This is a genomic window from Bradyrhizobium rifense, from assembly GCF_008123425.1.
In the GTDB taxonomy this organism is placed as follows: Bacteria; Pseudomonadota; Alphaproteobacteria; order Rhizobiales; family Xanthobacteraceae; genus Bradyrhizobium; species Bradyrhizobium rifense.
This window is the reverse complement of sequence record NZ_VSSS01000118.1, coordinates 20,516-27,203: the sequence shown is the minus strand read 5'-3', so window position 1 is coordinate 27,203 and position 6,688 is coordinate 20,516. Positions and strand designations below refer to the sequence as shown.

Sequence of the window (6,688 nt, the reverse complement as noted above, 5' to 3'; positions counted from 1 at the left end):
GCGGCCTGAGCGCCACATCCCAAACTCGATCGCAACCATGCGCGTCCGATTGATCCGCATGCTCATCAAAACCCTGCCGCGATGTCCATGCTGTGGCGTCGGCGCAGCATCCAACGGACGTCGACGCCCATGACGCAGTAAGATTAGCCCGGCGGCGGCGCGAAGCGCGGCCGCTGGGCGTAACCCACCAACGCCTCTCACTGCGGATACAAAAGTGGTGGATTACGCCTTCGGCTAATCCACCCTACGTCATCGTCGCCTGAGCGGCCGACGCTCGCGCTGTGCCCAGCTTCGCGCAAGGTCGTTGCTGCAGAATGATCGGGAGCGAGTCATCGCGTCGATGATAGGGCCCCCGCGTCATGTATGCCGAAGCGTCGTCAGGGTCTGTATCGCTCGAGGCCGGTCTCGCGCATCATCGCGCGGGGCGCTTGGCGCAAGCAGAGGCGATTTATCGGCAGCTACTGGCAACCCGGCCGGATCACGCGGACGCTGTTTTCCTGCTGGGGGTTGCTGCGCTCCAGACCGGTCACCCCGACAGGGCGCTCGATTTCTTCATCCGTGCCGTCCAGCTCCAGCCTCGCAACAGCGCCTATCACAGCAACATGGCTGTCGCCCTGCGCGCGCTCGGACGCAGGGGCGAGGCCATCGCGAGCTACCGGGACGCGCTGCTGCATCAGCCCGGCAATCTGGAGACGCACATTCAGCTTGGTCTGCTGCTGGGTGAGTGCGGGGAGGTCGCAAGCGAGGAGGCCCAGTACCGGCTCGTATTGCGACATCCCGTTGGCCTCGACCTCGCCGCAGTTCGCGCTCAGGTCGATGCGCGTTTCCATCTCGCCAATCTGCTGGTGAGACGGAAGCAATTCGACGATGCGATCAGCGAGTTTCGGCAGGTGCTGCGGCAGAGGCCGGATTTTGCGGAGGCCCATTGCAATCTTGGGGCCGTGCTGTTCGATCTCGCCGCCTTTGGGGAATGCGAGCGTTGCTATCGCGAGGCGCTACGCCTCAACCCGGGATTTGCGGAGGCCCATAACAATCTTGGTGGCCTTCTCATCAAGTTGAGGCGCCTGGATGAGGCGGAGGTCAATCTTCGCGAAGCCTGCAAACTGCGGCCGAATTTCCCCGAGGCCTTGAACAATCTCGGCGACTTGCTGCGTCTGCGGGGGCGGCCGGAAGAGGCGGAAGCATGCTGCCGGGAAGCTTTGCGTCTGAAGCCGGACTATGTCCCGGCGCAACTGATCCTGGGCAACGCGCTTCGCGAGGCCGGTCGTTTCCACGAAGCGGAGCCTTGCTATCGGGCAGCGCTCGATCGCAATCCGGCCTGGCCGGAGGCGCGCAACAATCTCGGCACACTCCTTTACGATCTTGGGCGGGTTGAAGAAGCCATTCAGAGTTTGCGAACGGCGGTGTCGCAAAGACCGGATTATGCCGACGCGCATTTCAACCTTGGCATCACGCTGTTGCTGGCCGGCCAGTTCGACGAAGGCTGGCGCGAATATGAGTGGCGGTGGAAGCAGGAGATGAAAAAGCCGCATCTCCGCGGCTTCAGCCAGCCGCTCTGGGATGGAGGCGATATCGGCGATCGCGTCCTGCTGCTGCATGCGGAGCAGGGCCTGGGCGACACCCTCCAGTTCTGTCGCTTCGTGCCGGCGATTGCGGCGGGACGGCGGGTCGTTCTCGAGGTTCAGCGGCCACTGCTGCCGCTCCTGACGGGGTTGCCGGGATTCGAGCGCGTCGTCGCGTGTGGTGATCCGCTGCCGTCCTTCGATCTGCACTGTCCGCTGTTGAGCCTGACGCGGGTTCTTGGCACCACCCTCGACACCATCCCGCGAGAGGCGTCCTATCTCCGGGCCGATCCGCAACGCGTGGCGGCCTGGCGCGAGCGGGTCGGGCAGCTCGATGGAATGCGGGTCGGCCTTGTCTGGGCCGGCAATCAGACGATGAGCGGCGACCGGCGCCGGTCGATTCCGCTCGAACGATTTTCGGAGCTGGCGGACCTGCCGGGGGTGAGTTTCGTTTCTCTCCAGAAGGGACCAGGGGCCAGCCAGTCGCCGCCGCAGGGTCTGTCCTTGCACGACTGGACGGACGATCTCCACGATTTCGGCGAGACCGCGGCGCTGATCGAGGCACTGGATCTGGTCATCAGTGTCGACACAGGGGTGGCACATCTTGCAGGCGCGCTTGGCCGCCCGGTCTGGCTGCTCAATCGTTTCGACCGGTGCTGGCGGTGGTTGCTCAACCGCGACGACAGTCCCTGGTATCCGAGCTTGCGGCAATTCCGGCAAATACAGCCCGGCGACTGGACCAGCGTCCTCCGGAACGTGCGCGCCGAACTCGAGAAATTCAGGGTGGCCGGACCCGCCACGCAGTAAGCGTTATGCGTGGCAAGCCCACGCGTTGCGCGCCGGTATCAAAACACCGGTACTGTGCATGCGGTTGTTTTCGAGGTTTTAGGTGGAGCCTCTCGCCGGCCGCCACGGCGTGACGGTCACGTCATTGGCCGCGTCGAGCAGATACGGCGCGCCCGGCTTCATCCCATGCGACGCCAGCACCTCGTGCGGTGTCCGCTTGGGCACCTCGACAAAACAGCCTTCGCCGCCGGGTAGCCGCACATGCGGGGCTTCCGACAGCCAGAACGTGTCGAAGCGGTCCATGAACATGTCGAACACCACGGGGCCGCCGATGATCGCGACCCGCCCCGAGGCGACATCGGCAAAGGCGGCAGCCTCCTCGAAGCTCGCATGATCCGGATTCCACAGCGTCGCGTTCGGCATCTCCGGATCGACGGTGAGGGCCTTGATCTTGCGGGTGGTGATCAGCCGCTTGCGCTTGGGCGAGTTTTGCTGCTGCTCATGCGAGTTGCGGCCGTGCACGATCAGCGCCGCGCCATCGAGCGCCTGCTCGAAGAACAGCTTGTCGCCTTCGAACTTCAGACTGTCGGGCATGACGCGGCTTGCGTCGGCAAGCATGCCGTCCGCCGAGACGATGACGTAACCTTCGAAATGGAAAGACAAGCGACGTCTATTCGGAAACGGTCGTCACCACGGAATTGACCGGGCGCGTGCTCACCGTCGGCAGCTTGACGTCCTTCATCAGCTCGTGGTCGTATTCGGGGAGCGAGGCGACCGGCGCCTTGGCGCGCATCGCCACCACCTTGTAGCCGCCGGCCTTGAGACGGTTCAGAAGCTCGGGCAGGGCTTCCGCGGTGTGCTTCTGGAAGTCGTGCATCAGGATGATGCCCTTGCCCTTCTTCTCGAGCCCCTTCATCACGGTCTCAATCACCTTCTCGGGCTTCGAGGCCTTGAAGTCGAAGGAGTCGATGTCGCAGGAGAAGATCGCGACGTTGCGGTTGCCGAGATAGGTGACCATCTCCGGCGGGTGCTGCAGCGCCGGGAAGCGGAAGAACGCTGCGGGCGAGATGCCGCCGAGCGCCCATTTCACGGCGCTGATGCCCTTCTCGATCTCTTCCTTGCGCTGCGCCTCGGTCAGCTTCTTGTTGTTGAGGTTGGCGTGCGACCAGGTGTGGGTGCCGATGATGTGGCCGGCCGCGTAGACCTGCTTCAGGATCTCCGGCTCGTAGGTGGCGTGCTTGCCGATCGAGAAGAAGACGCCGGTGGTGCACTGGTCGGCGAGCGCCTTCAGCACGGCGGGCGTGTTGTGCGGCCAGGGACCGTCGTCGAAGGTCAAGACGACCTCCTTGTCGCGCAGGAAGTCGAGCTCCTTGAAATGCTCGAAGCCGAAGCCGGGACCGCCCGTGGTGTCGATCTCCACGGTGCGGGCAACGCCCAGCGCGTTCGGATTGTTGCAGGCCGCGCGTGCCGGCTGCGGTGCCTGTTGCGGCGGGGGCGGGAAGGCGGCGGCTTGCGGCGCGGGCGCTGCGGCAGGGGCCGCCGGAGCCGGAGCAGCGGCCGGTGTGGCCGCCGCGGGGGCGGCCTGGGTGGCCGCCGCGGGGGCGGCCTGGGTGGCGGCCGCGGGTTTCGCGGCCGGGGTCTGCGACCATGCCGCGCCTGTCAGCGCAACAGACATCGCGCTTGCCAAAATCAGTCCTGCCGCCACACGCATGGTGTTGTCCTCGAGATTGATCCCGTTGTTCCGCCGCGGCTTTTCGCCTCCGGCAAAACCTATCCTGCCCCTGATCATCCTAGCCTAGATGGTGGCCCGTCGCCATGGCAACGGCTGTTTGGCGCTTCGCCCCAATTGTGCCCAGACCTGTTTGAGAGACCTGTTCGAGAAGCCTGTTCGGACGCGATCGGTCAGCTGTCAGCCAAAGCCCTGGCAATCGCCGTCTTGATGCGCGTGTCGGCAGGCTCGACAGCCGACGGAAACACCTCGGCAATATAGCCGTCCCGGCCGATCAGGTATTTGTGGAAGTTCCACTTCGGAACCTCCTTCGGCCGTGCCTCGGCGGCCCATTTGTAGAAGGGGTGCGCCTTCGTCCCGATCACGACGGCCTTGGCGGTGATGGGGAAGGTCACGCCGTATTGGTGGTGTGCGGTCTCCGAGATCTCGCTGGTGCCGCCCGGCTCCTGGCCGCCGAAATCGTTGGAGGGCACGCCGATCACGGTGAGCCCGCGCGCGCGAAACTCGCTCCAGAGCTCCTGCAGGCCCGCATATTGCGGGGTGTAGCCGCACAGCGAAGCGGTGTTCACCACCAGCACCGGCTTGCCGGTGAAGGCGGCCAGCCGAATGTCGTCGCCGGACAAAGCGGGAAACGAGAATGCGTAAGCGGAGATCCGGCTCATGCCGGCATCCGCCCTCGCACGCGTTGCCGAGGCGGCTGCAGCGAGAAGCGCCGTGGTGAGTACGGTTCTGCGGTTCAGCATGGCGGAGTCCCCCGGATGTGATCCGGCGCGCAGCTTACTCCGCCGAGACGACCGGCCCGCTCAACACCACGTTATCGCGGTGCCAGGCTCAGTACAGCCGGACGATGAAGTCGGTGCCTTCCCCGGTCTCGCCCTGGTTGATGCCTTGGTCGGAGACGATGACCGAGCCGCCGGTGGTGAGCATCTCGTTGATCTTCGCCATCGCGTCGGCAGGGATCGTGATGCGATCCAGTGCCTCGGCCGGGCTATCCGGCGTGATCACCGGTTTTGCGGCAACAGGGATCACGGCGGCGCCACGCAGGCGGCGCGTGACGTGACCGTCGTCCTCGCGCGCAGCGGCGCGGACGGCGACGGGCAGGGACACCGCGGACCAATGCAACGCATTGGCATCGGTCTTGTCGACCTCGGCGGTGAAAACGTGCGTGCCGAGCGGCCGGTCGCTTGCAGCGATCGTCACGGGCACATCGAACAGCGGCGCAAAATTCTGCCGCACGTAGAGCTTGGAATCCTTGCGGCTGATGAACACTGCAATCTGACCGGTCCGCTTCGGCAGGTCCGGCTTCACGGACGGCGCGGGATCGGCGACGCGGGTCTGGTCTTTCTTCGCGTCCGGCGAAGCGGCTTGCGCGGGCGCAATTGCCGTCACCGCCGCGTCGGGCTTCTTCTCGGTCGTTGCCGCGTCAGCCTTGACCGGCTCGGACTTGGCAGGCTCGGACTTCGCGGCCTCGACCTTCGCAGCCGGCTTGTCGGCCGAGCTCGCCTTGTTAGCTTCCGCAGGCTTCGCTTCGGTGCTCGCCGCATCAGTGGGCTTGGCAGCCTCGTCCGTCGTCGCCGCAGCGTCGGGCTGCTTGGCCGGCTCGGAGGCCTCGGCGGACTTCGTATCAGCCTCGACTTCAGTCTTGGCGGCTTCCTCGCGGCCCGGCGCATTGCCCGTGGTCGCATCCGACATCACGGTGTGGCCCACCGTGGAGCGCAATTCGAGCACGCCTTCAGCGCTTGCGGTTTTGGTTTCAACCGGCTTCGCCTCAGTGACCTTGGTTTCAGGCGCACCCTTGTCCGCCTTGTCACCAACGCTCGTTGTCGGTTCGAGGCTTGCGGCCGGCTGCGGCGGGACGCGCAGCGAGGCGAGCATCGGATGCGAGAAGTTTTGCGGCGTCATCTGGCCGGGCGTGACGATCACGCGCGCGCCCATCTTGGTCCAGTTCCACATCTTCACCGCAAACGCCATCGGCATGCGGATGCAGCCGTGCGAGGCCGGATAGCCCGGCAGCACGCCGGCATGCATGGCGACGCCGGACCAGGTGATCCGCTGCATGTACGGCATCGGCGCGCCGCTATAGATGTTGGAGTGGTGGAATTTGTGCTTCTGGATGATGCTGAACACGCCCATCGGCGTGGAGTGGCCCTTCATGCCGCTCGACACCGGCGACTCCGCGAACACGCCGTTGGAATCGTAGACCGTCACCTTCTGCCGGTCGATCGAGACGACGATGACGAGCGGACCTTGCGGCTTCGCGCCGGTCTCCTTCTCGGCGACGGTCTCCTTCTTGTTCTTGGCGGCAGCCGAGCCGCGCTTTTGCGGCCTCTGTCGCGGCTCCTCAGGATGCCGCTCTTGCTGGGAGTAGTAGGAAGTGCCCGAATAATCCGGTGTGTAATAGAACGCTGCTTCTGCCTGGCTCGTCGTACCGATCGCACCCGCGGCCGTCAAGATAGCGAACTGCCACAGCCGTGCCGGCGCGGCAGCAAAACGGGACCCGTTCACGCTAGTCATTCCTCGAATCCACAATCCAAATCAGACATTAGTGTCGCAGAGGGGATACGCGTTCACCAGCAGAGCAGTTCTGCCATCAGCTAATTTTGTCCAAGAC

General features: G+C 64.9%; 5 protein-coding genes. 1 reads left to right on the top strand and 4 read right to left on the bottom strand.

Annotated features, from left to right (window positions below; all coding sequences use genetic code 11):
- Window positions 1-359: 359 nt before the first annotated feature.
- The gene (locus FXB40_RS47145; RefSeq protein ID WP_148779067.1) at window positions 360-2,369 is read left to right on the top strand and encodes a tetratricopeptide repeat protein; all 2,010 of its coding nucleotides are present in this window, start codon (window positions 360-362) and stop codon (window positions 2,367-2,369) included.
- 78 nt (window positions 2,370-2,447) lie between these two features.
- On the opposite strand, the gene FXB40_RS47140 is transcribed toward FXB40_RS47145, so the two are convergent.
- From FXB40_RS47140 to FXB40_RS47125, 4 genes are all read right to left on the bottom strand, one after another.
- Entirely contained in the window at window positions 2,448-3,011 is a 564-nt protein-coding gene (locus FXB40_RS47140) for a dihydrofolate reductase (RefSeq protein WP_187437620.1), read from the bottom strand.
- A 7-nt stretch (window positions 3,012-3,018) separates the two neighbouring features.
- Window positions 3,019-4,059: a polysaccharide deacetylase family protein gene (locus FXB40_RS47135; RefSeq protein ID WP_148779066.1), complete on the bottom strand. Its 1,041-nt coding sequence runs from the start codon at window positions 4,057-4,059 to the stop codon at window positions 3,019-3,021.
- Between the two features lie 191 nt (window positions 4,060-4,250).
- Window positions 4,251-4,820: a glutathione peroxidase gene (locus FXB40_RS47130; RefSeq protein ID WP_148779065.1), complete on the bottom strand. Its 570-nt coding sequence runs from the start codon at window positions 4,818-4,820 to the stop codon at window positions 4,251-4,253.
- 88 nt (window positions 4,821-4,908) lie between these two features.
- Window positions 4,909-6,591 carry a L,D-transpeptidase gene (locus tag FXB40_RS47125; RefSeq protein WP_148779064.1) on the bottom strand — a complete coding sequence of 561 codons (1,683 nt, stop codon included), beginning with the start codon at window positions 6,589-6,591 and terminating at the stop codon, window positions 4,909-4,911.
- Window positions 6,592-6,688 lie beyond the last annotated feature (97 nt).